The sequence below is a fragment of the Pseudomonas sp. P5_B2 genome (assembly GCF_056400445.1).
This window is the reverse complement of the sequence record NZ_JBFULH010001266.1, coordinates 1-779: the sequence shown is the minus strand read 5'-3', so window position 1 is coordinate 779 and position 779 is coordinate 1. Positions and strand designations below refer to the sequence as shown.

Annotated in this window: 2 protein-coding genes; one reads left to right on the top strand and one right to left on the bottom strand. The window is 55.1% G+C overall.

All coding sequences use genetic code 11. The features are described from left to right. Positions 1-67 precede the first annotated feature (67 nt). Complete coding sequence (locus tag AC1DRJ_RS30660) at positions 68-409, bottom strand: hypothetical protein (RefSeq protein WP_477805412.1); 342 nt, start codon at positions 407-409, stop codon at positions 68-70. Positions 410-595: 186 nt separating this feature from the next. Here AC1DRJ_RS30660 and AC1DRJ_RS30655 point away from each other — a divergent pair. After that, on the top strand, positions 596-779 hold a 184-nt coding region (locus tag AC1DRJ_RS30655), incomplete at its 3' end, for a GmrSD restriction endonuclease domain-containing protein (protein ID WP_477805411.1).

Here is a 779-nt window from a genome sequence, read left to right as displayed (position 1 = left end):
CCTTTGGGAGGGCGCAGGCATAAATGCTGCGCACGCGCAGCACTGGCCGAAGAATGTTGAAAGAAGATTAGGTCGGCAGATTGAAACGGTGACCGCAGATTAAGCAGAGGTTATTTGAGAACACATGGCGATCGAATTTTTCGCCAAGCTGAGCACCGAGGGCGCAGCCGCCTGCACCTCCAGTGAGCCCGCCGAGGATGGCACCAGAAACTGTGCCGAGGGTGATGCCAAGAGGGCCGGCAATAGCGCCGGCAATAGCGCCGGCAGAGGCGCCCACCTGGCCTGCCGCCAGAGCGGCGCTCGCACCACGAGCGGCTCCGCCGACGGTTCCAACGACTGCGCCAATCTTCATGGCCGTTTGTAAAGATGCGATCTTGGGGGAGTTACACAGAGGACATTGCAATGACATGGTTCTGAGCTCCATGGGGTGGATGTCATGGCAGTGATGTAGGACTGAATTTTTTTTGAGTCGAATCGTAATCGGGTTCTATGACGACAAAGTGCAGCAATCAGCTTGATGCGTACACTGGTCACCTTGATGGCCACTCGATACTATTGATGCGTTCAAGGAGCGGCGGGAGYCAAAGGAGAGACGATGGCAACACAACTGTCCCTAAGATCTATCAGTGATTTGCTGGGCGAGCGATTTCATATCCCTGCATACCAGCGGGGCTATCGCTGGAACAGGCGCCAAGTAACCGAGCTCCTGGATGATATCTGGGAGTTCCAAGCTCTAGCAGATGCTGGTGTAAGTACGTTTTATTGCCTACAGCCCATTG

What these genes read in the sequence shown, in the direction of transcription:
- AC1DRJ_RS30660 (WP_477805412.1), bottom strand. Translation starts at nt 409, where the DNA reads ATGTCATTGCAATGTCCTCTGTGTAACTCCCCCAAGATCGCATCTTTA.